Here is a 25,271-nt window from a genome sequence, read left to right as displayed (position 1 = left end):
TCTCGACGCATAGGTAAAGCCGCATAAAACGCGTAAAAACCGGGCTTTTCTGTGATCTCGGTTTATGTTTTTTGTTAACGCAGCTGGCACGCTGCGCCATCGCGCGCCAGTGCCTTGGCCAGGGTGCGCGACTCAAACGAGTCGGAAAGACGGACCTGCGCACAGGCCAGGGGAGTTCTAAATGGTGGATGTCGAGTTTCGCGTGGTGTCCGACCGCCGCGACGGCCTCTTGCTCGCACTGGGGCAGGTGGTCATCGCCAACGGATTCACGTTGCTGCGCCAGCGCATGCTCAACAGCGAGGAAGGCGTGGTGCTGGTCATGATCGTGCGCGGTCCGGCCGAATCCCTGCTCATGCTCGAAGAGAAACTGGGTACGCACCATCTGGTGCAGAGCTTCGAAGCTTCGCCTTACGAGCCCGCGCCGAGCGCGCCGGCTCCGGCGCCCGCGCCGCGGGCGGCAAGCAGCGGTAATACGGCGGCGGCGGTGGCTTCCGCTGGTGGTGGCACGGGTGGAGCGGCGGCGGGGCATGCGACTGCGCCGATCGATACGCAGCGCGTGGAAACTCTGTTACCCCAGTTGGCCCGCAACTATCCCAACATCCTGCTGCAACTGGTTGCGCTGGAACGCGAGCTGCCGCCGCCGCAGCGCGAGGCGACCTTGCGCTACATCGGCCAGCGCGTCGGCGCGTGGGTCTACAAACGCGATTTCGCCCTGGGCGGGCAACTGCCCTTGGCCGACTCGGTGCGCCGGATCGCCCTGCCGGCGATGCGCCAACTGGTCCAGGCCGAGCTGCACGACGACGTGCTGCGGGTGCGCAACAGCCCTTTCTGCCATCGCGGCGAAAGCGGCGAGTGCTGCCATTTCCTGCGCGGCATGCTCGGCGGCCTGCTGGAGGGCCAGCACGGCGTGCACGTACATGTGATCGAAAGCCAGTGCCGCAACACCGGCGCGGAGGCCTGCCGCTTCGAATTCGAAAGCTGACCGGACCACCGGTCGATCGCCACGGTCATGGACTGCCGTGGCGCACAGCACGCCGGGCAGGCGCCGGCGTGCGTTGTCGCCGCGGCGCGGGACGGCGTCGAGGCGATTCATTGCCGCTCAACCCATCCACCTCAGGGGGTTCGCCATGCCGCTCGATCATGCCATCCAATGCATCCACGATCCGTTGCTGGTCATCTTGTCCTATGTAGTGTCGGTGCTGGGATCGTTCACCGCCCTGCAATTGGCGATCGCCATCCCCAACGCCAGCGGTGGGACGCGATGGCGCGCGGTCACCGCGGCCGGCGTCGCCATGGGCGGCGGCGCGATCTGGGCGATGCACTTCATCGCCATGCTGGCCTGCCGCATGAACGTGGAAGTCACCTACGACCTGCCCGTCACCCTGGGTTCGGCGGTGGTGGCGGTGGTCTCGTGCATGGCCGGCCTGGCCATCGCCGGCAGCGGCGTGTTCAATTGGGGCAAGCTGATCGTCGGCGGCGTGCTGATGGGCCTGGGCGTGACCGGCATGCATTACGCCGGCATGGCCGCGATGCTGATGCCCGCCGACACGGTCTACGACAGTACCCTGGTGATGACTTCGGCCGCGATCGCCATCGTCGCCTCGATCGTCGCGCTGTGGCTGGCCTTCAACCTGCGCGGCTGGGGCCAGATGCTCGGCAGCGCGCTGGTGATGGGCGTGGCGGTGTGCGGCATGCACTACACCGGCATGCTCGCGGCCAGCTTCGTGCCGAACAAGGCCGGCGCCGCGGCCCTGGCCGGCGGCGTCAGCGGCGGCTATCTGGGCGTGGGCATCTTCGTGGTCACCACCGCGCTGTTGGCGGCGGTGCTGACGATCAGCCTGCTGCGCCAGCGTCAGCGCGCGATGGTGCGTATCTGAAGGTGCTGATCTGTCTGAAGGTGCTGATCTGAAGGTGCTGATCTTGAAGGTGCTGATCTTGAAGGTGCGGGTCTGAATCCGCAGGTGCGCGCTTACCGGTAGGCCGATGGCGCGAAGACCGGTCGGTTCGCCGGAAACGAGAAAGGCCCGCCTGGCGCGGGCCTTTTCTTTGGCAATGGGACGCCGTCGCCGCCGGTTCCGTGGCGGCGTTCTCGCCGCCGCCCGGATGCGCCATCATGTCCCCGCCCCGCCCCATCGCGCAGGATGAAGCTCATGAAGATCGACGGCACCCGCAGTCACGACCGCGCCACCGAGCTGGTGCTGTCTTATTACGCCGCCTTCAACCGCGCCGATTGGGACGGCATGCTCGCCACGCTGGCCGAGACCGTGGCGCATGATCTGAACCAGGGCGCGCGCGAACAAGGACGCGAGGCCTTCGCCGCGTTTCTCGAACGCATGGCGCGGCATTACCGCGAACAACTGCGCGACATCGTGGTGATGGTCTCGCCCGACGGCACCCGCGCCGCGGCCGAGTACGTGGTGCACGGCGAGTATCTGAACACCGACGACGGACTGCCCGAGGCGCGCGGCCAGCGGTACGTCTTGCCGGGCGGCGCGTTCTTCGAGATTCGCGAAGGCAAGATCGAACGCGTCAGCAACTACTACAACCTCGGGCATTGGATCGCGCAAGTCGGCGCATAAGCCGAGCGCCGCCGTTGGTGGCCGCGTGCCTGCGGCCGAGGCGCTGGACTGGTTCGCACCGCCCGATCCGCGGATTCGGATGCGAACGACGATGTGGCCGATACCGCCGCTGGCGCCGCGGCCGATCGCATGTGCGACGTGCATGCGAGCCAAACTCGAACCGCCGATCTCAAGCGCTTGCACTCGCGCTTGTCGGCACAGTTACGAGTTCTTCAATCGCGATCACACTAAGAAGGCCGAAATCCATTGGATCGGGCAGGGGGACCATGCGCCCATTCGCGCTTTTATCTACAGCGAATGCGCGTTCGCCTTTCGCCGCGCGCGCGACGCGCATCGCGCGCGCGGCCTCCCTCCCTTCTCAGGAAATCGACCGATGCAACTGTTGAACAAGGCACTTCTTGCCGCGGCGGTATTCGCGTGCTGCGGTGCGGCGACCGCCGCCAAGGCGCCCAAACCCGCTGCGAAAGCCACCCAGGCCGAGTGGAACATCCTGGTGTTCATGAACGGCAAGAACAATCTGGAACCGTTCACCGTCCACAACTGGAATCAGATGGCCAAGGTCGGCAGCTCCGACAAGGTCAACATCCTGGTCGAATACGGCCGCATCGCCGGCTATGACGACAGCAACGGCAACTGGACCGGGGTCAAGCGCTTCCGGGTCAAGAAAGGCGACAAGCCGACCGCCGCGGGCGCGCTGATGGACCTGGGCAAGTCCAAGTTGAACACCGACATGGGCGATAAGGAAACGCTGGCGAACTTCATCCAGTGGGGCACGCAGAAGTATCCGGCCAAGCGCACGATGCTGGTGATCTGGAACCACGGCCAGGGCTTCCGCGCCGCGCCGGGCGCGAAGAACACGCACCGCTCGGTCTCGCACGACGAGGAAACCGACAACATCATCTACAACGCCGACGTGGCCGATGCGATCAAGACCGCGCTGGGCGACAAGAAACTGGACATCGTTTCTTTCGACGCGTGCCTGATGGCGATGATCGAACCGGCCTACGAACTGCGCGATCGCGCCAAGTTCCTGGTCGGCAGCGAAGAACTCGAACCGGGCGATGGCTGGGATTACGGCTTCCTCGCCAATCTGGCCAAGCAGCCGGCCACGACCGAAGCACAGGCGCTGGGCCAGTGGGTGGTCGACAGCTACAAGGCCTATTACACCAACAGTCCGCAAGGCCACACCACGTTGTCCTCGATCGATCTGAGCAAGACAGGCCTGGTCGCCGACGCGCTCGATACGGTCGCCGAAAGCCTCACCACCACCGCCGAGAAGCAGGCCGCACGCGATGCGCGCAAGGCCATGACGCCGTACGAGACCTCGTACGGCGTCGATATCGGCGCGTGGCTGGCGACCTTGAAGACCAAGCCGATCGATGCCGACAGCAAGGCCGCGGTGCGCGATGCGCAGGATGCGCTGAAACTGGCGATCAAGAGCAACTACAGCAGCGGCAACAAGATCGGCAGCAAGTTCTACGGCGACACCGGTCTGGCGGTGTTCTTCCCGCAGAGCGCCAAGGAGTTCAATTCCGACTACTCCAGCGACGGCTACAAGGTCAGCAACACCGACCGGCCGATCAGCTACGTGCGCGAATCGGCGTGGCCGGGCTTCCTGAAGACGGTGTTCTCGGTTCCGACCGACTGAGTATGTCCGGCTCGCAACGTAGGTGAATACGGCGGAAGCGAAACATCGCTTCCGCCGTTTCGCCTCGTGCGCGCATTCGATCGCTGCAGGAACTGGCGACGCCGCCGGCGTACCCGCGAGACGTCGCTAAAAAACCGACGAGACGGCCGCGTCGCCTGCGGCGGCTGCGCGCTACCAGGTCGCGTAGCCGGCTCACCGCTGGCGGTCGGAACCCAGTGCCGCGACGCGGTGGCGCCGCGACCGGCCCGTCGGACCGAGGAAAACGCTGGTGCCGGGATTCGTATTGCGAAGACGCTCTCGCGATCGGCGCTCGCGAATCCCGACAGGGAATAAAAAGACCGACGACGGGTCACGGCGAATAGAGAGGGGAAGGGGGCCTCGCCGTGCCCGGGGATCGTCGGTCAAGGGAAAGTGGGTGGGGCGCGAGCGGGGGACAAGAGCGCGACGGGGGAACGGTGGTCGCGCTGCGAATCCACAGTTCCCCAACCCCGCTTTATCGATTCCGCTTCACCCCAGAGCCTCAGCGACCCGCCACGCCCTCGCGCACCGGCTCGCGTCCCGGCCAACCGCCGGCCATCGCCTTGTACAGGGCGATCGCGCCGGTGACGCTGCGGGTACGGCCGTCGGCGAAGGCATCCTGCGCCTGCAGCTGGGTGCGTTCGGCGTCGAGCACTTCGAACAGGTCCGCGGCGCCGGCTTCGTAGCGCACGCGCGCCAGTCGCGCGGCCTTGGAGCCGTCCTGCGCGGCGCGTTCCAGGTGCTGGTCCTCGACCCGGGCGCGCGCATAACGCACCAACGCGTTCTCGGTGTCTTCCAGCGCCAACAACACACTCTGCTGGTAACGCGCCAGTTCGCCTTCGGCGGTGGCGTCGGCGGCCTTGATGCGCGCACGCACGCGGCCGATGTCGAGGAACGACCAGTCGATGCCCAGCGCGACCAGTCGGGTCTCGCTGGCGCGTTCGAACAAGGCGCTGGTGTCGATGGCCTGCGAGCCGATCAGCCCGCTGAGGGTGAAGCGCGGGAACAGATCGGCGGTGGCCACGCCGATGCGCGCGGTGGCCGCGTGCAGGCGGTGCTCGGCGGCGGCGACGTCGGGACGACGGCGCAGCAGTTCGCCGGGCGTGCCGGCATCCAGACGCGCGGGCAGCGACGGCAACGCACTGGCCTGGTTGAGCTCGGCGACCAGCGCATCGGGCGTCTGCCCGGTCAGCACCGCCAGGCGGTGCTCGGTGACTGCGACCTGGGCTTCCAGGTTCGGCACCCGCGCCAAGGTCGCTTCGAGCTGGGCCCGGGTGCGCGAGGTGTCGAACTCGGTGCCGCGGCCGGCGTCGAAGCGCGCCTGCACCAGACGCAGGGTCTCGGTCTGGTTCTCGGCGTTCTCGCGCGCGACCCGCAGGCGTTCCTGCAGGCCGCGCAGCTCGACGTAGCTGCGCGCCACTTCGCCGACGATGGAGACCTGCATGGCCTGCAGATCGGCCGCGCTGGCCCAGGTTTCGGCGCGTTCGGATTCGACGTTGCGACGCACGCGCCCGAACAGATCCAGTTCCCAGCTCACGTTGGCCTGGGCGCTGTAGCTTTCGTTGTCGCGGCCGGCATTGGACACGCCGGGCATCTGATCGGAGCTCGAACGCGTGTCGCTGCCGCTCGCGCTGCCGGTGATGGTCGGGAAACGGTCGAACTTGGCGCCGCGCAGCAAGGCGTTGGCGCGGTCGTAATTGGCCAGGGCGATGCGCAGATCGTGGTTGGCCGACAGCGATTCCTCGATCAGGCGGGTCAGCAGCGGATCGTCGAACCCGCGCCAGAACTCGGCGTCGGGCTCGGGAGCGACGCTACCGTCGGTCGCCGCCTGCGCATCGGTGCGGGCGAACTTGTCCGGCGTGGCCAGGGTCGGCCGGACATAGTCCGGACCGACGGCGCAGGCGGCCAGTGCCAAGGTCAGCACGGCGATCGCGGGGAGTTTGAGATTACGCATGGACGGTCTCCGAAGCGTTGTGGTGGTCGCCGTGCGAGACCAGCTTGTTGCCGACCAGCTTGCGCAGAGCGACGTAGAACACGGGGGTCAGGAACAGACCGAACAAGGTCACGCCCAACATGCCGGCGAACACGGTGATGCCGGTGACCGAGCGGATTTCCGCGCCGGCGCCGTGCGAGAGCACCAGCGGCACGGTGCCGGCGATGAAGGCGATGGAGGTCATCACGATCGGACGCAGACGCAGGCGGCACGATTCCAGCGCGGCTTCGACGATGCCCTTGCCCTGCAGTTCCAGTTCGCGGGCGAACTCGACGATCAAGATCGCGTTCTTACATGCCAGGCCCATCAACACCACCAGGCCCACCTGCACGAACACGTTGTTGTCGCCGCCGGTCAGCCACACGCCGAGCAGCGCGGACAGCATGCACATCGGCACGATCAGGATCACCGCCAACGGCAGGGTCCAGCTTTCGTACAGCGCGGCCAGCACCAGGAACGCGAGCAGGATGGCGAGCGGGAACACAATCAACGCGGCATTGCCCTGGCTGGCCTGCTGATAGCTCAGGTCGGTCCATTCGATTTCCATGCCGTGCGGCAACACCTTGGCGGTCACGTCCCGGACCACGTCCATGGCCTGCGCCGAGGACATCACGCGCGGATCGACGTCGCCGGCGATGTCGGCGGCCGGATAGCCGTTGTAGCGCAGCACCGGGTCGGGGCCGAAGGTCTGCTTGACGCTGACCATCGAACCGATCGGCACCATCTCGCCGCGGTCGTTGCGGGTACGCAGGTTGGCGATGTCCTCGACGCTGTCGCGGAACGAACCGTCGGCCTGGGCGATCACCTGCCAGGTGCGGCCGAACTGATTGAAGTCGTTGACGTAGGCCGAACCCAGGTAGGTCTGCAGGGTGTCGAACAACTCGGTCAGCGGCACGCCCTGCGCCTTGGCCTTGACGCGGTCGACTTCGGCGTCGAGCTGCGGCACGTTGGCCTGGTAGGTGGAGTTGGCGTAGCCCATGCCCGGGGTCTGCATGACCGTGCCCTGGAACGCACTGACCGCGTTCTGCAGCGCGCCGTAACCCAGATTGCCGCGGTCCTCGATGAACATCTGGTAGCCCGCGCCGTTGCCAAGGCCCAGAATCGGCGGCGGCATCAGGCCGAAGGCGAAGCCTTCCTGGAAGCCGGCGATCTTCTGATTGAGCTCAGCGGTGATTTCCACCGCGCTGCGGCTGCGCTGACTGAACGGCTTGAGCGGCAGGAACGCCACGCCGGTGTTGGGCGTGTTGGTGAACTGCACCGCGTTCAAGCCCGGGAAGGCCATCGTGTGCTGCACGCCTTCGATCTTGCCGGCGACGTCGGTGACCTTCTTCAACAGCACGTCGGTGCGGGCGATCGAGGAGCCTTCCGGCAACTTCACCGCGGCGATCAGGTACAGCTTGTCCTGCAGCGGGATGAAGCCGGCCGGCACGAGCTTGAACATGAAGCCGGTGCCCAGCAGCAGCAGGGCATAGACCACGAACACCGCGCCGCGCTTGCCGAGGATCCGCGAGATCGAGCCCTGGTACTTCTTCGAGCTGGACGCGAAGAAGCGGTTGAACGGACGGAAGATCCAGCCGAACAGGCGGTCGATCAGACGCGTCGGCGCATCCTTGGGCGCGCCGTGCGGCTTGAGCAGACGCGCGGCCAGCGCCGGCGACAGGGTCAATGAGTTGATCGCCGAAATCACCGTGGAGATGGCGATGGTCACCGCGAACTGCTTATAGAACTGGCCGGTCACGCCCGACAGGAACGCCATCGGCACGAACACCGCGCACAGCACCAGCGCGATCGCGACGATCGGCCCGGACACTTCCTTCATCGCCTGGTGCGCCGCTTCGAGCGGGCTCAGGCCTTCTTCGATGTTGCGCTCGACGTTCTCCACCACCACGATCGCGTCGTCGACGACGATGCCGATCGCGAGCACCAATCCGAACAGGCTCAGGGTGTTGATCGAGAAACCGAGCAGATACAGCGCGGCGAAGGTACCCACGATCGACACCGGGACCGCGATCAGGGGAATGATCGAGGCGCGCCAGGTCTGCAGGAACAAGATCACCACCAGCACCACCAGCGCGATCGCTTCGAGCAGGGTGGTGACCACGGCCTTGATCGAGTCGCGCACGAAGATGGTCGTGTCGTACACCGCCTCGTACTTGATGCCTTCCGGGAAGCTCTTGGCCAGGCGATCCATGTTGGCGATCACCTGTTCCTGGATCTCCAGCGCGTTGGCGCCGGGCGACTGGAAGATACCGATACCGACCGCGTTCTTGCCGTCGAGCTGCGAACGCAGGCTGTAGTCGCCGGCACCCAGTTCCAGACGCGCGACGTCGGACAGACGGACGATTTCGCCGTCGGCGCCGCTCTTGACCACGATGTTGCCGAACTCTTCCTGGCTCTGCAGACGGCCCTTGGCGTTGATCAGCGTGAGGAACTCGCTGTTGGGCATCGGCTCGGCGCCGAGCTGACCGGCCGAGACCTGCACGTTCTGCTCGCGCATGGCGCGCAGCACGTCGCCGGCGGTCAGACCGCGCGAGGCGACCTTGTCCGGGTCCAGCCACACGCGCATGGCGTAGTCGCCGCCGCCGAAGATCTGCGCATCGCCGACGCCCGACAGGCGCGCGAGCTGATCCTTGACGTGCAGACGCGCGTAGTTGCGCAGGTACAGCGTGTCGTACTTGCCGTTGGGCGAGGTCAGATGCACCACCATCAAGAAGACAGGCGACTGCTTCTGCGTGGTCACGCCTTGCCGCCGCACGTCCTCGGGCAGTCGCGCCAGCGCCTGGCTGACGCGGTTCTGCACGCGCACCGCCGCATCGTCCGGATCGGTGCCGGGGCGGAAGGTGACGGTGATCGCCAGCACGCCGTCGGAACCGGCGACCGACTTGATGTACATCATGTCCTCGACGCCGTTGATCGCTTCTTCAAGCGGCGTGGCGACGGTCTCGGCGATGACCTTGGGGTTGGCGCCCGGGTACACCGTGCGCACCATCACCGACGGCGGGATGACTTCGGGATATTCGCTGATCGGCAGGATCGGTATCGCGATCAGGCCGGCGGCGAAGATCACGATCGACAATACGGCTGCGAAGATCGGCCGATCGATGAAAAATTTGGAAAAGTCCATGACGGATTCCTTGGTGCGGTGTTGAGCCGCATGAGTCCCCGGCCACGCGCCGTGGGGGCGTGGGCCTTGATTGCTTGAAACCTTACGATCGCGTTTGCTTCGACTCGTCATTCCCGCGAACGCGGGAATCCAGCGACTTCAAACGTTCTCGCCCGAAAGGCCCTGGATCCCCGCTTTCGCGGGGATGACGAACCAGGGCGTTCGAAGGTTCTTTAAGTTACGTATGCCGTCGCGATCACAAAGCCCCGGCCGCCGCGCCCGGCGGCGCCGGCAACGGTGCCGGTGCGCCCATCGCGATGGTCTTCGGCGCCACCGGCATGCCCGGGAAGAACACCTTCTGCACGCCGTGGACGATGACCTTGTCGGTCGGCTCCAGGCCCGAGGTGACCACGCGCAAGCCGTCGATCACCCGGCCCAGCACCACGTCCTTGCGCACCGCCGCGTTCTTCGGGCCCAGTACGTACACGTACTTGCGGTCCTGATCGGTCAGCACCGCCTTGTCGTCGACCAGCATGGCCTTGAAGTCGCCGCTGCCTTCGAGCTGGACGCGCGCGAACAGGCCCTGGGTGAAGATGCGATCTGTGTTGTCGACCACCGCGCGGGCGCGGATGGTGCCGGTGCGCGGATCGACCTGGTTGTCGGTGAAGTCGACCGTACCCCGGTGCGGATAGCCGGCTTCGCTGGCCAGGCCGATGCGGACCGGGTTCTTGTTGTCCTCGCGCTCGCCCTTGCGGGCCAGTTCGTTGTAGCGCAGGTAGGTCTGCTCGTCGCTTTCGAAGTAGACGTACATCGGGTTCTGCGAGACCACCGAGGTCAGCACGGTCTGGTCGGCCGAGGCGAGATTGCCGACGGTGATCAGCGCGCGGCCGGCGCGGCCGTTGATCGGCGAGCGCACTTCGGTGAAGGTCAGATCGAGCTGGGCCGAGGCCACCGCGGCTTCGGCCGCGCGCACCGCGGCGTTGCCGCCGGTGCTGGCGGCGCGGCGGGTCTCGAACTCTTCGCGCGAGATCGCCTTGGCTTCGACCAGGGTTTGTGCGCGCTTGTCTTGGGTCTGGGCCAGACGCGCTTCGGCGCGTGCCTGTTCCAGCTGCGCTTGGGCGCGGTTGAGCTCGGCGCGGTAACGACGCTGATCGATCACGAACAGCAGGTCGCCCTTCTTGACCTCCTGACCTTCCTTATAAGCGATGCGATCGACGTAGCCGCTGACGCGTGCGCGCAGTTCGACCGACTCCACCGCGCTGACGCGACCGGTGAACTCGTCCCACTGGCGGACCTGCTTGCTCAGCACCTGGGCGACGCTGACTTCCGGCGGCGGCGGCGCGCCTTCCGGGGTCGCGGCTTGACTGCCGCAGCCCACGGCGGCCAGGGCAATGACGACGCTCGCGGTCAGCGCGAGCACGGAGAGTCCGAGGCCGGGTCGGCCGGAACGGACATTGAAGTGACTGGTGCTCATCGGGGGGTGGGTTCCTGGTTGGGATTCTTGGAAGTCAACGACTTGAGCAGCGCGCGCGCGTCCTGCAGGCAGCGTTGCGATTTTTCGTCGGACGCGCTGTCCGGATCTTGCGCACACGCAGGAGACGGAGCGGTCTTGGGTACGGTGTCGAGGCTGGTAGTGGACGGCGCTGCGTGCCGTTGGTTCGGGTCGGTGTCGCTAAGCGGAGCGTGGCTGGCGGGCGCGCCGGCATCGGCGCGGCTGGCGGGCGGCGAAGGGACGCGAACCCGTGGCGGCAACACCGACGGCGACACCACGCGCGAGGCGTAGGGCACGATCGGCCGGGGCGGTTCTTCGCTGATGTCGTGATCGATCAAGGCCATCGCCCGCTGGCCGACGGACAAGGCGCTGGGCCATTCGGGGCAGGAATGGCGTTGGTTGAACTCGGTGCACACCGGCGTATCCACGGCCAACAGCTGCACACGCACCGCGAGTTGGCGCGCTTCGTCGTGCAGCACGCGCGCGAGCATGCGCAACGCGGCCGCGCCGATCGAGCGGTGGCCGTAACCGGCCCACGGATGCTCGCTGCCGGGACCGCCGATCAGCACGTAGGTGCCGCCGCGATCGTGTTCGGCCAGCAACGGCAGCAGGTGGCGCGCAGCGGCGAGGTGGGGGAGCAGATCCTCGTCGAGCTTGCGGCGCAGGAACTCGGCCGGGTTATCGAGCAGGCGGCCTCGTTCGGCGCTGCCGCAGACCGCGGCGACCACGCCCGCGAGCGGGCGACCGAGCTTGCGCAGGGCGCGGGCAAGCTTGGCGCCGGCTGCGTCGTTGGCGACGGAGCCGGCGATGGTGGTCAGGTCGGCGTGGGGGTAGCCGGCCTTGAGCGCCTTGAGTTCGCCTGCCTGGCGCGCGACCGCGATGACCGGCCGGCCGCTGTCGATCGCGGCCTGCACGACCCCGCGGCCGACGCCGCCGGTGGCACCGAGTACAACCAATGGAGCTTTCATTGTCCCGCTCCCGGGACTTTTTCTCCCACGACCGGGACGATCAGATGACGCTTGTCATCCCGGGTGTAGTGCTTGAGCAAAGCGCTCACCGCGGGCATCAGCAGCATCGCCGCGGGCAGGGCGATGGTGAACGCCAACACCCAGGCCAGCATCCAGGCTTCCTCGGCGCCCTGGGCGAGGCCCTGGCGGAAAACGACCACAGCCAGCCCGATCAGGGCGGACATGGCCACCAGCATCAAAGGTAGAAAAGCGAATCGGGCTTGGCGGGGGCTCAACATGGCGGGGGACCTCGTGTCGATCTGCGGCACAGAGTAGAGATGAGAACAGCACTTGATTAGCCCGCGATTAAGGGAATAATTGTCCCGGCAACGGTCCAATGTCCCTTCGGCCCCCTTGAATGGCCCGGGGGCAGCCCCTACGCAAAGGAGCAGGGGCGGTCCGGGAGTCCCGGAAGGGGCTCCACCGTGCTGGCAGGACGACGAGGCTACTGTCGGCCTTCAGCCCGGGCGGCGGCAGTGGATGAGATCAGCCGACGCCGGTGACAAGCGTCATCAGCAAGCAAGGCCGGTCGGAACCGGCGGCAATGCAACCGATCAGACGGCGCCGACTCACCGGTCGCGGCGCCGGAGCGATTCACCGCTTGTGATTCATTCGCTTCGATTCGTCCGCACCTGGCCGGCGCACCCGCACGCACCCGCACGCATTCGCTCGCTGCTTCAGATCCGCAACGCCAGATCCGCAACGCCCGACCCGATCACGACTTCGCCGCACATCGCCACATCCGTTTACATCGTTCAAGCGCAAGCTTCTGCAACCGCATTCGCGCGCGCCGTCTCTTACTCGATTCACTATCCAGGAGGCCATCCCCCATGGCTCACGATCTCAACGACACCTTGATCTTCGTGAAGGTGGTCGAAAGCGGCAGCTTCATCGCCGCCGCGCGCGTCCTGCGACTGCCCAAGACCACGGTCAGCCGCAAGGTGCAGGAATTGGAAACCCGCCTGGGCGCGCAACTGTTGCACCGCACGACCCGCAAGCTCGGCCTGACCGAGGCCGGCAACATCTACTTCGAGCACTGCCAACGCATCGCCCGCGAGCTGGCCGAAGCCGAAAGCGCGGTCGGTCAATTGCAGGGCGGCCCGCGCGGCTGGCTGCGCATCACCGCGCCGTATTCGGTCGGCATCACCTGGATCGCGCCGCTGCTGGGCGAATTCCACGCGCGCCATCCGGAAGTGCGGGTGGAGATGAACCTCAGCAACGAAACCGTCGACATGATCGACAAGGGCATCGACGTCGCGCTGCGCGTCGGCGATCTGCCCGATTCGAACTTGATCAAGCGCCGCCTGGCGATCTTCCGCACCCAGATCTACGCCAGCCCCAACTACCTGGCCCGCCACGGCGAACCGCTGCATCCCGACGACCTGCGCCATCACCGCACCCTGGCGATGCCCAAGTCGCGCCGCAACAACGAATACGTCTGGCCGTTGAGCGACGGCGAGCGCACGGTCGACTACGTGATCGATCCGGTGATGGTCGCCAACGACCCGGGCCCGCTGCGCGGCGCGCTGCTGTGCGGCGAGGCGCTGATGCTGGCCGCCGACGTCACCGTCAAGGCTTTCGCCGAACAAGGCTACGTGCAGCGCGTGCTGGCGGGATGGACCGGGCCGGAATACGAATTCAACGCTGTGTTTCCGCGCGGGCAGGTGCAATCGCCGAAGGTACGGGCCTTCGTCGACTTCTTGGTCGAACGCCTGAACTTCGACGCCGACTACATGCAGGTGCTGTGCCCGGACGCCAAGCGTTTCCGCAAGGCCTCCGAGGAAGCCGAAGCGGTGCTGGCGCACAGCCTGGCCAAGGAAGCCGGCGAACCGCGCACGATCGCCGTGCCGGTGGTCGAAGCGATCGAAGCGATCGCCGAGGCGGTGGACAACAAGCGCTCGGGCAAGCCAGCGCGCGCCGGCAAGCACCTGGAGCAAGAGCCTTCGCGCAAGGACGACACGCCGAGCGATGAGGATGCGGCGTTGGTCTAAGCGCACCGACTCACCCGCCAAGAACATTCGTTATGACCAGCCGCCTCTGCGAAGAGGCGGCTTTCTTATATGCATTTTTTGTATTTTCTGTTGCAAAACTAAACGCGAACTTCGCCACGATTGATTGCGTTCGGCACCTACCACCCCGTCCCGCTTCACGGCCTGCTTGCGCGATGCGACTCGATCTGGCGATCATCGCTAAAGGCGACATCGCTCAGCGACGGAACCAAGTGGATCCGTTCCGCCGCGATCCACGGTGTGAACTCGGAGATTACGCATGAAAGGAATTCTGGCGCTGGGGCTGCTGACTCAACTGGCGACCACCGTAATGAACGCTCGCGCACAAACCGTCGTCGAGTACGTCCATACCGATGCACTTGGATCGGTTGTAGCGATCACCGACGCGAATCAAAGCGTAATAGAGACCAATGACTACGAGCCTTATGGCCGACTGACGAACCGTTCCGCGGTCGACGGCCCGCAATACACTGGGCATGTCGCCGACTCCGCCACCGACTTGTTGCACATGCAGCAACGCTACTACGATCCGGCTCTTGGCCGATTCCTGTCGGTGGATCCGGTCACTGCCTATTCCGGCAACAAGGCAGGTTTCAACCGATACTGGTACGCCTCGGGCAATCCGTACCGATTCACCGATCCGGATGGAAGATGGTTTTGCGAAGGCTCGCGCGCCCGGTGCGCCGTGGCGCAAGCTGCGGCGCGACGCATAGATACGGCATTAAAGAACAACAACCTATCGCCGCAAGAGCGAACACAGCTCAACGGAGCTCGAAATTACATTGGCGATTACAACGCACCCGACAATAAAGTGGTGATCAAATTCGGTCCCGCCCCAGCGGGGGCATCTGGATACGTTGATGTCAGAGGCGATCTTGTGCTCGACGAGAACAAAGCGAAACGAGAGGCCTGGCAAGGAAACGGGGCCAGCGGCCAGGAAAATACAGAAAATGCTCTGGCCAGGAATATTACGCACGAAGCCGATCATGCGTTGCGCTTTGCCAATAAAGAATCGATAACACGTATGAATCGAGAAGTCGAAGGTTATCGAGCGGCCGCTATCTATCAGAAAGCCAGTGGCTGGTTAGATCAGTCAAACAACGCGTGGGATCCCCGTAACGGGGGCATCGACGAAAACGTGCTTAAAGCACAGGCCAGATTTTCGGTCGGCACGAGTTGCGCGGCCGGAGGATGCGAATCGCCATGAGCAAGACACTGCTTGCGTTTTTCCTGATCGGCCTCTCCCTTGTCACGACTTCATGCGTGAACACAGCCGTGGAACGTACGCCCCGGTCGGATATCCTTCATCTGGAAGGTCCCGAACTGAAAGCTGCGCAGTTTGAAAGCGGCCGCCCCAGGATCGGTGAAGATCTCGACCAATCCGTGCAACACCCGGAGATCACTCTTCAGTTGATGCGAGACAACCTGGGATTGCTCAAACGCCTGCCCTCGGAAAAATTCAAGATCATCGGGTCGACAGACGATAGAGAATGTGCCGGCGACGAGTGCATCCAGCTTTCTCAACGCCGGGCATCAGCATTGATAGACTGGCTGATTCGACAAGGTCTTCCCGCTTCGATGTTGATACCGGAAGCACGCGGCCCTTACATGGGCCTCGCAGGTCCGCATACCGAAAGGAATCGCCGCATATCACGTCGCGCCGACATACAGATAGTGGTGACCGAGGGGGACCAGGAAAAGTGATCCGCATTATGCTGGTTTTGCTTTCTTAGCGGCCTGTGCGATCGAGCACGCATCCGGTTACCGCCACATGATGCGACTAGGCATGCGCGAACATTTGACTATCGCTTTTCGGGTCGGACTGTGTCTCATCGCCGTCTCATGCGCCAATTCGCAAACGTCGCAATGGAAGGGCTCGCAGATCCTCCACATGGAGAGCCCCGAATTGCAGACTGTGCAGTTCAAAAGCGGCCGCCCAGGCATCGGCGATGATTTGTTCCAGTCTCTATTGGAACCCAACATTGCTCTTCAGCAGATGCGAGAAAACGCAAAGCTGATAAAACGCATAAGCAATAAACAGTTCAATGTGATCGGATCGACCGACGACGTGGAATGCGCAGCCGTTGAATGCGACAGGCTTTCTCAGCGTCGAGCCACCGCGGTCGTCGATTGGTTAATCAAACACGGCGTACCCAAGTCGAGCCTCATACCGAAGAGCCAAGGACCATATATGGGTCCCGGAGCCGCATACACGGAAGGCGAGCGTCGTATTTCGCGTCGTGTCGAGATACGGATATTCATCAGCGATGCCGAGAGGCAATCTTGGCGATGAATCGAAGACCACGATAGTTGGCTGTACAAACCACTCAGTCGGATCTGGTTCTGGCAACGACACGGAGGAATTGCCGATGGTTCCCTCGCATAAGACTACGGCGGCATTAGCGTGCCCTACAGAGACTTCCTGGACGCGCTTCGCATCGCCACCGCTTCATGCGCGAACCCGCAAAAGAAGCACCGGCAAGATTCACAGATCCTCCCGGCGAACGCTCAGCCCTCCGCCAACCGCCACGACAAGCCCGAGACCCGCGCCGCATGCCGCGACAAGGCCAGCCGCAACACCGCTTCGCCGCCGGCCAGATGCAGTTCGCGTTTGGCCCGGGTGATGCCGGTGTAGAGCAGCTCGCGCGAGAGGTGGCGCGCATCCTGGCGCGGCAGTTGCAGCCAGACGCTGTCGAATTCCGAGCCTTGCGATTTGTGCACGGTCATCGCGAATGCGCCGCTGTGCGCGGGCAAGGCGGAGGGGTGGAAACCGCGCACGCCGTCGCTGCCGCCGGCGAACCAGGCCACCGTCGCTGCGCCGGGCGTGTCGCGGCCGTCGTCGTCGCGCGGCCGCAGGCATACGCCGATATCGCCGTTGAACAGTCCGTGGCGGTAGCTGTTCTCGGTGATCAACAACAAGCGTCCGTGGAAGTAAGCCGAGCGATGCAGGCCGGCCAAGGCTTCCTCGATGCGCGCATTCAACGGCGCCGCGCCCTGGCCGCCGTCGCGCAGCGCGGTCAGCAGACGCAATTTGGCCGCGCGTTGCAAGGCTTGCGCGGGATCGGCGGCGTCGCCGATCGCGCGCCACGCCGGCAATAATTGCTCGCGCCCGGCGCCGATCAGCGGGTCGTACACGTCTTCGTGGAAATGCACGCCGGCCAAGGCGCCGCCGCGCAGCAAGGCGAGCACGGCGTCGGCGTCGCCAGTGCGGGTGGCTTCGGCCAGCGGCGCCAAGTCGAGGCTGTCGGCCTGGCGATAACCGCGACGCAGATGCACGCGGTACGGGCTCAACGGCGCCGGCTCGGCGCGCGAGGGCAGATCGCCGAGCAGCGGCTGCAGGCGCGAGGCCAGCGGCGCCGGCACGCCGTCGTCGTCGCCGGCCGCGTCGACGATCGCAGCGAGCACGTCGCCGGCCTCCACCGACGGCAGCTGATCGCGATCACCGAGCAGGATCAGCCGCGCGCCTTGCGGTACGGCCTCGACCAGCTTGCACATCAGCGGCAGATCGACCATCGAGGCCTCATCGACCACGACCACGTCGAACGCCAGCCGATGGCGCGCGTCGTGACGGAAACGCGGGCTGTCGGGCACGCTGCCGAGCAGGCGATGCAAGGTGCTGGCGTGTTGCGGCAAGGCGTCGCACCAAGCGTCTTCGATGCCGTCGAGTCCACGCAGACGCTCGCTCGCCGAGCGCAGGCTCTCGGCCATGCGTTCGGCCGCGCGTCCAGTCGGCGCGGCCAGCGCGATGCGCGGCGGCGCCACGCCGTCCAGGCGCGCCTGCGCGATCAGCAACACCAACAGGCGCGCGATGGTCGTGGTCTTGCCGGTGCCCGGCCCGCCGGTGGCGAGCAAGAGCGATTGCAACAACGTCAATGCCGCGGCGCGCGCCTGGCGGTCGTCGTCGCGCGCCTGCGGAAACAGGGCGGCGAACATCGGCGCCAGCGTGTTCAGATCGGCCGGCGGCGGCTCGAACGCGGCGATCCGGCGCAGGCCTTGGGCCAAACGGCGTTCGTACTCGCGATAACGGCGCAGATACAACAGGCCGCGTTCGAGCACCAACGGCGCGCCGGCATCGGCGGCCTGCTCGGCCTGCGGCGTGGCGACCCAGCGCGAAGCGGCCAGCGCCTCCAGCCATTGTTCGCCCTCGGGCCATTCGATCGCGGCCTCGCTGAGCAGTTGCGGGCGCCGCGGGTCGAACGCGGCGTGGCCGCGCGCGATCGCCTGCGAGGCCAGCGCCGCGGCGGCGAGCACCGCATCGGGCGTGTCGCGGTCGAGCCGTCGCAGGGCCTGGGCCAACGCATGGTCGACCGTGCGCAGCGCGCCTTCGCGATACAGCGTATCGAGCAGGCTCATGGCGCCATCCCGGCGAACAGCGCGTCGACCGCATCGACCAGTTCGCGCGACGGCTTGTCCGCGTGCACGCCCGCCGTCGCGTCTTCGCGGTCGAGCCCGCGGCAGAACAGATAGCGCACGCCGCCGAAATCGCGCGCGTAGTCGTAGTCCTCGCCCAGGCGGAAGCGCAGCCAACGGTGCAAGGCGATGGTGTAGATCAACGATTGCAGGGTGTACTCGCTTTCGCTCATCGCCCGCTCGACCTGCGCGGCGGTGTATTCGGGCAGGCGATTGGTCTTGTAGTCGAGCACGTAATAGCGCCCGTCGAAGGCGTAGATCAGGTCGATCTTGCCGGTCATCAAGCCTTCCAGCCGCCGGCGCAGGCCGAAAGCGCGGCGCTCGCGCAACCAGCCGTGCGCGTGCAGGGTCGCCAGCAACGCGTCGACCGGCACCTGTTCCAGGGCGAAGTGGAATTCCATTTCGTTGCGGCGGTCGCGCTCGGGCACCTCGCACAGGCGCGCGCCTTCGGGCAGCGCCGCGGTGAGGGTCATGCCCACCAGCGACGTCAGCAGCGGCAGGCCCTCGTCGATGTCGGACTCGGTGTAGCCCTCCGCGCGCATCGCCGCGGCCAACACCTCCATCGCGGCTTCGGGCGCGGGCTGTTCGGGTTGCCAATCGCGCCACTGGACGAAATCCACCCGCTCCAGCGCGTTGTGCACCACGTTGCCGAAGCGGCTGCCGGAGTAGCGCGCGTCGAACGGCGTCGCCGGCACCACCGCGGTCTCCGGTTCGTCCTCGGCGCCGCGCTCGTCCAGCACGGCCGCGGCCATGCCGTCGTCTTCATTGGTCAGTTGGGTGAAGCTGTACACCCACCAATCGCGCGGTACCGCACGGCGCGCCTCGCGCGCGGGCGGCACCACGCCGGTGGCGGGCGCCGGCAGCGGCGCGGGCGGCGGTTCCGGCGGCGCGGCGTCGACGAGGATCTCGCCCGGATGCGCGCCAGCCAGGGCATCCAGATCGCTCAGCATCGGCGACAACGGCGACAGCGCGGCCAGATACAGTGGACCGCTTGCGATCCACAACGCATGCCGCGCGCGGGTCAGGCCCACGTACAGCAACCGCGCATCCTCGGCGCGCGCTTCCAGCGCGGCACGTTCGCGCGCGACGCTCCAGTCGGGAACCTCCGCGTCGGTACCGGTCGCTTCGGTCTGCAATTGCAACACCCGGCCGTAACGCGGATCGGGGTATTCGCACCAACGCCCGCCGCGCGGTTCGCGGCCGATCGCCACGAACGGCATGAACACCAGCCCGAACTCCAGGCCCTTGCTCTTGTGCAGGGTCAGGATCTGCACCCGGTGCGCGTCGGACTCCAGACGCAGCTGTTGCTTCTCGTCGCCGTCGTCGGCCTCGGCGATGCGCAACCGCAGCCAATCGCGCAAACCGTGCAGGCCGAGCGAACGGGCATCGGCCTCCTGCAAGGTTTCGCCAAGTTGCATCAGATTGGTCAGGCGGCGCTCGCCGTCGTTCAAGCCCAACAGACGCGGTGCCTGTTCGGCGCACAGATCGGCGATCAACGCCAACGGCCCGTGCCGCTGCCAACGCTCGCGCCAGGCCAGCGCACGCAGCTGCCAATCGCGCTGCAGGTTTTCGTCTTCGCTCAAGCGCGCGATCGCCGTGCCGTCCAGGCCGATCAACACCGTCGCCAGCGCCGCGCGCAGGCGGCCGCCATCGCCGGGATGCAGCAACGCATCGAACAAGGCCAGGATCTCCATCGCCTGTTCGGTCGCGAACAGGCTGCGCCGGCCGGCGGCGACCGCGGGAATGCCGGCGGCGATCAGCGACTGCTGGATACGCGAGGCCTCGTCGTGGCTGCGCACCAGCACGGCGATGTCGGCCGGTTGCAACGCGCGGCCCTGGATCGACGCGCGGCCTTCGCCGGCGTCGCGCAGCCAGCCGTGGATCGCTGCGACGCAGGCGCGCGCGGCCAGCTCGCGCGATTCGGGCGACTTCCATGAGCCGCCGCCGTCGGGCTCGGGCAGCGCACGCACGGTCAACGCCGGCGCCGGCGCGCCACCGCGCTGCAAGTCCGCGTCGGCGACCGCGCCGCCGGCCTGCACTTCGCGGAAGCCGATGCGCGGATCGACGAAGGCGGCCTGGCCGGCCTGCGCGTACAAGGCCGAAATCGCGCGCAGCACCGCCGGACGCGAACGGAAATTGTGCTCCAGCGGCGGCGCCGGCTCGGCCTGCGCGGCGGCCGACAGATAGGTGTGCACATCGCCGCCGCGGAAACCGTAGATGGCCTGCTTGGGATCGCCGATCAGAAACAGGGCGCGCGCGCCGAACACGCGCTGGAAGATCATCCATTGGCGCGGATCGGTGTCCTGGAACTCGTCGACCAGCGCCACCGCATACTGCTCGCGCAGACGCTGCGCCAGCGTTTCGCCGTGCTCGCCCTGCAAGGCCTGGGCGAGTTCGGCGATCAGATCGTCGAAGCTTTGCACCCGGCGGGTGCGTTTGAGTTCGCTCAGGCGTTCGCGCGCGGCGTCGCGGACGCGGTGGACCAGGGCGACCGTCTGGCCGGCCAGCCATTGCGCGCGTTGCTGCGCGCGCTGCAGATACGCGGCCACCGCCTCGAACAACGGCGACACCGGCGTCGCCGCCTCCTTGCCTTTGTTGGTCTTGGAGGCCAGCGCGCCCGGCGTGAGTTTTTCCAGCCGCGGGTCGGGCGCCTGGGCCAGGTCGTCGTTGAGGCACCACTGATTCAAGGCCGTCCACAACTCGCCGGGCAGGTTGGCGCGGTAACTGTTGCCGTTGAGCACCTTGGCGGCGATCGCCGCGTCCAGACGCGCGAACGCCTCCTCGCCGTGTTCGCGAAACCCGGCGCGCAGGGCGGCGCCGGCCTCGATCAACGCCGGCAACGGATCGTCCGAACGCGGCGGCGCCGGCGGCAGCAGCCGCGGCGTGCGCAACAGCGCGCCCAGATCGGAGGCCAACGCGGCCGGTCCGCCCGGCCATTGCAACGACAGCAGTTCGGCGTCGCCGGTCTCGCTACCGAATGCGCGCCACAGATCGACCGCGATCTCGTCGAGCAGTTCGCGCTCGCTGCCGATCATCTCCGGCGCGGCGAACGGCTGCCCGGTTTCCAGCGCATGCTCGGCCAGCACCCGCGCGCAGAAGCCGTGGATGGTGACCACCGCGGCCAGGTCGATCTCGCGCGCGGCGCGTTGCAGACGCACGCGCAAGGCCGCGGCGCCTTCGGTTTGCGCCTGGGCGATGACCAGCGCGCGGGTGATCGCGCGTTCGGCGTCGTCGCCGTGCGCCGGCAGCGCCGGCAGCGCCGGATCGTCCGCGGCGATGCGCGCGGCCAACAACAGACGCCGGCGCAGGCGCTCGCGCAGTTCCTGGGTGGCCGCGTCGGTGAAGGTCACGGCGAGAATCTCGCCGACCTGCAGACCGCGCTCGATCACCAGCCGCGCGACCAGCGTCGCCAGCGTGTAGGTCTTGCCGGTGCCGGCGCTGGCCTCGATCAGGCGCAGGCCGTCCAGCGGCAGGTCGAGGAAGGGATCGCGGACGGCGTTCATGCGCCCTCGTCCGCATCGCGGCCGTGGACCACGGCGTCGAACACGCGCTTGGCGATCTCGCGGAATTCCTCGCCCAGTTCGGCATCGGCGAACGGATCGCGTCCGCGCAGCGCCAACCGCACGCCGGGCGGGCTGGCCTCGCCCCAACTGCGCGCGCTGCCGTGCCATTGCGCTTCGGCTTTGTACCAGCCGTCCTTGTTCTGCGCGGCGGCTTCGTACCACAGCCAGCCGGCGCGCGGCAGGAACGGCAGCGGAATGCGCAGGCCGTAATCGCGCAAACGCAGCAAGGCGCGCAGTGCGCTCTTGGCCGCGTCCGGGCTCAACGCCGGGCGCAGATGCGGACCAGGGCCGTCGGTGGCCTGGGCGAACTGCGCCAGCGGGCGCGGATCGCCGAGCGCGGACAACACCAGCCAGTCCAGGCCATGGGCGATCTGCGAGGGCCCGTGCAAGGTGTCGAAGCGCAGCCGCGCCAAGCCGCCGGGATAGACGTCGTCGAGCCGGCCGAGCAGGCGCGCATCGCCCAGATCGAGTTCGAACGGCAGCGCCTGCGGCGGTCCGCCACGCCAGCGCGCGAACGCATCGGCGTACGGCCGCACCTGGGCGAGCAAGGCATCGAGCTGGCGCCGTCCCAGCGGCCCGCTCGGCAACAACGCGCGCGCGCGCAGCGAGGCCTGCAGGCGCTCGCGATCGATCGCGCCGTCGCCGGCCAGCACGTCCTCGAACACCGCGCGCTGCAGTTGCTGCCGGAACAATCCCGGCCCCGGCAGCACCAGCGGTTCGACATCGTCGGCCGCGTCGATTTCTTCCGGCAGCTTCAGGCCCAGGCGCTGGCGCAGGAAGGCGCTGGGCGGATCGCGCAGGAAGCTGCGCAGGTCCTGGTAGTTGATCGTGCCCTCGCCCGCCGCTTCGCCGTCGGGCGGCAACGGATCGCTGAGCCACGGCCCCAGTTCGCCGCGCTGCGCGCGCGCGCCGGCGTCCACCGCCGGCCGCCACTCGCTGCGATAACTGAAACGGCGCGGTTCGGCGTCGCCGCGCGCATCGGCGCCGGCGCCGAACGCGGCCGGCGCGAACGGCTGCAGCGGCTCGCGCACGGTGAACTGCGCGCGCACCCGCGCCGGGTCGGCGTGGTAGCGCGCGATCACGTCGAGCAATTCGGACACCAGGGTCGACGGTTCCCGCTGGCTGCCGTCGCGCGGATCGGCGCCGAGGTAGCTCAGATAGAAGGTGTCCGACGCGGCGGCGAACAATTGCAGGAACAAGAAACGGTCGTCGTCGCGCAAGGAGCGGTCGCCGTGACGGCGCGCGGCGGTGCCCAGTTCGGCGGCCAGGCGGTTGAGGCCGCCGGCCGGATCGCGTCGCGGATAGTCGCCGTCGTTCATGCCGAGCAGGCAAATCACCCGGAACGGAATCAGGCGCATCGGCACCATGCGGCCGAAGCTGACCCCGCCGGTGAGCAGCGGCGCGCGGGTGTCGGCCTCGGCCAACGCGGCGCGGAAATGCGCGCGCACCACTTCCGGCGGCACCGTGCCGTCGAAGCCGGCGCGCAGGGAGTCGGCGGCGAAGCTTTCGATCAGCGTGCGCAGCCGCTCCAAGGTGCGTTGATCGGCGCTATCGCGCGCGCGCTCGGGCAACAGCGCGCGCAGCAGGCCGAGCAGGCGGTCGGCCCATTGCGTCGGGCTCAAGTCCGCCGCCAGGCCGCGTTCGAAGCGGGCGAGCACGCGCAGCAGCCGGATCAACGCGTCCAGCGCATCCAGCGACGCGCCTTCGAGTTCGGCGTACGGCGCGATGCCGGCGACCAACCGATCGCCCGTATCTTCATCGCCGCAGGCGTGGCCGATCAGCAACCGGTCCAGCGCGAACGCCCAGGTGTAGGCGTCGTCGCCGGGCGCGTCGTGACGGCTGCGATGGGCCGCATCGATGCCCCAACGCGCGCCCGCATCGCCGAGCCAGGTGCGCAGGCGATCGAGGCCGGCGCTGTCCAGGCCGGCCTGATCGGCGATCGCCGGCGTCGCCAGCAGATCGAGAATCTCGCTCAGGCCGAAGCGCGACACCGGCAGGGCGAGCAGGCGCAGGAACACTTCGGCCAGCGGCTCGGCCGCGAGCGGGCTGACGTCGGCCAGCGCATACGGGATGAAACCCGGGCGGCCGGCGAGTCCGCCGAACACCGCGGCGATGTGCGGCGCGTAAGGATCGATGTCGGGCGCCAGCACGGCGATCTCGCGCGGCTGCAGCGGCGGATCGAAACGCCGGCCTTCGGGCGAATCGCGGTCGAGCAGCGCCTGCAACTGGTCGTGCAGCACCTGCACTTCGCGCAGGCGGGTGTGACAGGCGTGGACTTGCACGCTGGCATCTTGGCGATCGAGCGAGTCGCGCCACGGCGCGGCCGGCAGCGCGCGCCGGTGCAACAGATCGCGCTGCAGGCGTTGCAGCAGGCTGTCGCGCGCCGGATCGTCGTGGCGGCTGTCTTCCGGGTCGGCGTAGGCAGCGATCTCGCCGGAGGGATGCACCACTTCGTAGCCGCCCAGCACCGCCATAAAGTCACGGCCGGCCGCGCCCCAGGCCTGCAGCAGCGGGTTCTCATCCTCGCCGAACGCGGCTGCTTCGCCCTGGCGCAGGCGTTCGGCCAGGCTGCCCAGATCGCCCCAGTACTTGCGCGTGGGCGTGGGCAGATAGAAATGCAGGCTGCCGGCCAAGGCCTGGGTCGCGATCACCCGCAGCACGTCTGGCGAGATGTTGAGCGTGGCGAAGGCGAACAAACGCGGCGGCAGGCCGCGCGGAATCGCCGGCTCGCCTGCATGAGCGCCGCCGAAGCGCGCCAGGTAATCGTCGATGCGGCGCGCGCGGTAGCGGCGTCCGGCGGCGACGCGGCGCCACAACGCGGCCTGGGCGTCGTTGCGCTCGCGGCCGGCGTCCCAGGCCAGCAGCCAGTCGCGGCGCCAGGCCTGGTATTTCTCGAACAACGAGGCCAGCTCGCCCGACAGCGACCAGGCCTTGATCGGGTCGTCGCCGTCCAGGTACGCGCGCAACGGCGCCAACGCCGGCTCGCGCAACTGCGAGGGCTGGGACAAGTTGGCGTAGACGCGCCAGCGCAGCGCGGCCGCGTCCAGATCGTCCTCGCGCGCAGCCGCGCCGTCGGCTTCGTTGGCCTCGAGCGCGCGCTGCACGAATTCGCCCGGGGTCAGGAACTCCAGATTGGCGGCGATGCCGTGCGCCTGCGCCAAGGTGGCCTGCAACCAGCGCCGCATCGCCACCTGCGGAATCAATATCGTGTCCGGCGCCAGCAAGGCCTGCCCGGGCGCGGGCGTGCGCAGTTCCTGCGCCAACAGTCCGGCCAGCACGTCCAGCGCATTGGAGTGATAGAGACGGAAATCGGGGTGCGCGGGCATTCGGACATCTTGCCGCATGCGCGCGATGGGCGGCGTGGTGCGGTGTGGCGGTTGTGGGTGCGCGGCCTAAGAGCAAATCCCCCTGCCCCCTTTTCAAAGGGACGGGACGAATCGAAACAGCAA

At 67.2% G+C, this 25,271-nt stretch carries 15 protein-coding genes and 1 pseudogene; 8 read left to right on the top strand and 8 right to left on the bottom strand.

What is annotated here, in order from left to right; all coding sequences use genetic code 11:
• The first annotated feature begins 181 nt into the window (after nucleotides 1-181).
• The 4 genes from ACTOWJ_RS13515 to ACTOWJ_RS13500 all read left to right on the top strand — a co-directional run bounded on the left by ACTOWJ_RS13515 (nucleotide 182) and on the right by ACTOWJ_RS13500 (nucleotide 4,227).
• Nucleotides 182-982 (top strand): V4R domain-containing protein, encoded by an 801-nt coding sequence (locus ACTOWJ_RS13515; protein ID WP_441335152.1) that lies wholly within the window; start codon nucleotides 182-184, stop codon nucleotides 980-982.
• Between the two features lie 145 nt (nucleotides 983-1,127).
• Nucleotides 1,128-1,877 carry an MHYT domain-containing protein gene (locus tag ACTOWJ_RS13510; RefSeq protein WP_441335151.1) on the top strand — a complete coding sequence of 250 codons (750 nt, stop codon included), beginning with the start codon at nucleotides 1,128-1,130 and terminating at the stop codon, nucleotides 1,875-1,877.
• Between the two features lie 273 nt (nucleotides 1,878-2,150).
• Entirely contained in the window at nucleotides 2,151-2,579 is a 429-nt protein-coding gene (locus tag ACTOWJ_RS13505) for a ketosteroid isomerase-related protein (protein WP_441335150.1), read from the top strand.
• 373 nt (nucleotides 2,580-2,952) lie between these two features.
• Nucleotides 2,953-4,227: a clostripain-related cysteine peptidase gene (locus ACTOWJ_RS13500; protein ID WP_441335149.1), complete on the top strand. Its 1,275-nt coding sequence runs from the start codon at nucleotides 2,953-2,955 to the stop codon at nucleotides 4,225-4,227.
• Nucleotides 4,228-4,747: 520 nt separating this feature from the next.
• Here the strand turns inward: ACTOWJ_RS13500 and ACTOWJ_RS13495 are convergent.
• The 5 genes from ACTOWJ_RS13495 to ACTOWJ_RS13475 all read right to left on the bottom strand — a co-directional run bounded on the left by ACTOWJ_RS13495 (nucleotide 4,748) and on the right by ACTOWJ_RS13475 (nucleotide 12,037).
• A complete protein-coding gene (locus ACTOWJ_RS13495; RefSeq protein ID WP_441335148.1) occupies nucleotides 4,748-6,199 on the bottom strand; it encodes an efflux transporter outer membrane subunit in 1,452 nt (483 codons plus the stop codon).
• Nucleotides 6,192-9,362 carry an efflux RND transporter permease subunit gene (locus tag ACTOWJ_RS13490; RefSeq protein WP_441335147.1) on the bottom strand — a complete coding sequence of 1,057 codons (3,171 nt, stop codon included), beginning with the start codon at nucleotides 9,360-9,362 and terminating at the stop codon, nucleotides 6,192-6,194. The genes ACTOWJ_RS13495 and ACTOWJ_RS13490 overlap by 8 nt, the downstream gene beginning before the upstream one ends.
• 235 nt (nucleotides 9,363-9,597) lie before the next feature.
• On the bottom strand, nucleotides 9,598-10,815 hold the full coding sequence (locus ACTOWJ_RS13485) for an efflux RND transporter periplasmic adaptor subunit (RefSeq protein WP_441335146.1): 1,218 nt from the start codon (nucleotides 10,813-10,815) through the stop codon (nucleotides 9,598-9,600).
• Nucleotides 10,812-11,801, bottom strand: coding sequence for an SDR family NAD(P)-dependent oxidoreductase (locus ACTOWJ_RS13480; RefSeq protein WP_441335145.1), 990 nt, complete (start codon nucleotides 11,799-11,801; stop codon nucleotides 10,812-10,814). Before ACTOWJ_RS13480 ends, ACTOWJ_RS13485 begins: the two co-directional genes overlap by 4 nt.
• A complete protein-coding gene (locus ACTOWJ_RS13475; RefSeq protein WP_441335441.1) occupies nucleotides 11,798-12,037 on the bottom strand; it encodes a DUF2798 domain-containing protein in 240 nt (79 codons plus the stop codon). The genes ACTOWJ_RS13480 and ACTOWJ_RS13475 overlap by 4 nt, the downstream gene beginning before the upstream one ends.
• 633 nt (nucleotides 12,038-12,670) lie before the next feature.
• Between ACTOWJ_RS13475 and ACTOWJ_RS13470 the strand changes: the two are divergent.
• The 4 genes and pseudogenes from ACTOWJ_RS13470 to ACTOWJ_RS13455 form a co-directional block, all read left to right on the top strand.
• Nucleotides 12,671-13,630, top strand: a pseudogene (locus ACTOWJ_RS13470) (LysR substrate-binding domain-containing protein); the annotation flags it as partial.
• A gap of 478 nt (nucleotides 13,631-14,108) precedes the next feature.
• Nucleotides 14,109-15,056, top strand: coding sequence for an RHS repeat-associated core domain-containing protein (locus ACTOWJ_RS13465; RefSeq protein ID WP_441335144.1), 948 nt, complete (start codon nucleotides 14,109-14,111; stop codon nucleotides 15,054-15,056).
• On the top strand, nucleotides 15,053-15,553 hold the full coding sequence (locus ACTOWJ_RS13460; RefSeq protein WP_441335143.1) for an OmpA family protein: 501 nt from the start codon (nucleotides 15,053-15,055) through the stop codon (nucleotides 15,551-15,553). Before ACTOWJ_RS13465 ends, ACTOWJ_RS13460 begins: the two co-directional genes overlap by 4 nt.
• A gap of 82 nt (nucleotides 15,554-15,635) precedes the next feature.
• Nucleotides 15,636-16,142, top strand: a complete 507-nt coding sequence (locus ACTOWJ_RS13455) for an OmpA family protein (RefSeq protein WP_441335142.1) — start codon at nucleotides 15,636-15,638, stop codon at nucleotides 16,140-16,142.
• Nucleotides 16,143-16,357: 215 nt separating this feature from the next.
• Here the strand turns inward: ACTOWJ_RS13455 and recD are convergent, their stop codons facing one another.
• The 3 genes from recD to recC are packed head-to-tail and all read right to left on the bottom strand — an operon-like array spanning nucleotide 16,358 to nucleotide 25,148.
• Complete coding sequence (gene recD, locus ACTOWJ_RS13450) at nucleotides 16,358-18,202, bottom strand: exodeoxyribonuclease V subunit alpha (protein WP_441335141.1); 1,845 nt, start codon at nucleotides 18,200-18,202, stop codon at nucleotides 16,358-16,360.
• Nucleotides 18,199-21,762, bottom strand: coding sequence for an exodeoxyribonuclease V subunit beta (gene recB / locus ACTOWJ_RS13445; RefSeq protein ID WP_441335140.1), 3,564 nt, complete (start codon nucleotides 21,760-21,762; stop codon nucleotides 18,199-18,201). Before recB ends, recD begins: the two co-directional genes overlap by 4 nt.
• Complete coding sequence (gene recC, locus ACTOWJ_RS13440; RefSeq protein ID WP_441335139.1) at nucleotides 21,759-25,148, bottom strand: exodeoxyribonuclease V subunit gamma; 3,390 nt, start codon at nucleotides 25,146-25,148, stop codon at nucleotides 21,759-21,761. Before recC ends, recB begins: the two co-directional genes overlap by 4 nt.
• Nucleotides 25,149-25,271 lie beyond the last annotated feature (123 nt).

It is taken from the genome of Lysobacter sp. CA199 (genome assembly GCF_052078715.1).
In the GTDB taxonomy this organism is placed as follows: domain Bacteria; phylum Pseudomonadota; class Gammaproteobacteria; order Xanthomonadales; family Xanthomonadaceae; genus Lysobacter.
This window is presented reverse-complemented; position numbering and strand designations above follow the sequence as displayed.